Source organism: Vibrio sp. 10N.222.52.C3 (genome assembly GCF_041474195.1).
Lineage (GTDB): Bacteria > Pseudomonadota > Gammaproteobacteria > Enterobacterales > Vibrionaceae > Vibrio > Vibrio crassostreae_C.
Map to the genome: position 1 here is coordinate 1 of NZ_JBFRTQ010000258.1, position 608 is coordinate 608.

1 protein-coding gene is annotated in these 608 nt (G+C 39.5%); it reads right to left on the reverse strand.

From position 1 onward, the window contains the following. Positions 1–44: 44 nt before the first annotated feature. On the reverse strand, positions 45–422 hold the full coding sequence (gene grcA / locus AB4517_RS22785; RefSeq protein ID WP_017059315.1) for an autonomous glycyl radical cofactor GrcA: 378 nt from the start codon (positions 420–422) through the stop codon (positions 45–47). Positions 423–608 lie beyond the last annotated feature (186 nt).

Below are 608 nucleotides of genomic sequence, written 5' to 3' on the forward strand. Positions count from 1 at the left end.
GCTCAATGAGCGCCGTTTTTGTATTCTAATTTAAGCTCTAAAAATTATAGAGACTCAGTGAACGTACGTGCGATAACGTCACGTTGCTGTTCAGTTGTTAGAGAGTTGAAACGTACAGCGTAACCCGATACACGGATAGTTAGCTGTGGGTAGTTCTCTGGGTGAGCAACTGCATCTTCTAGCGTTTCACGCTTAAGAACGTTAACGTTTAGGTGTTGGCCACCTTCGATGCGTGGTGCTGCTTCGATTGCAACTTCACGGCTTTCGTACTCGCCTAGGTCTGCAGCTGAGATAACTTGGTCAGCTTCGAAACCTGCAGTAGCAACAACACAACGAGCTTCATTCTTCTCGCTATCTAGTAGCCAGATTGAGTTTAGTAGGTCATCGTTTGCTGCTTTAGTAATTTGAATACCTTGGATCATAACTATCTCCTAGTCCACTAAATGTGGTTTGATTATGGTGTTAACTTTCGATTTTTATTGAGCTGGGTAATATATACCTAATATTAGTAAGGTTAACATTGATTTAAGTCAAAAAACAACCAAAAACCATATTTTTACAAAGGTGATTATATTGAGGTAAATCAATAAAACCTTTGAAAACAAAGT

Excerpts from the sequence above, each read along its gene's own strand:
- grcA (WP_017059315.1), bottom strand. The coding sequence starts at position 422 with ATGATCCAAGGTATTCAAATTACTAAAGCAGCAAACGATGACCTACTA.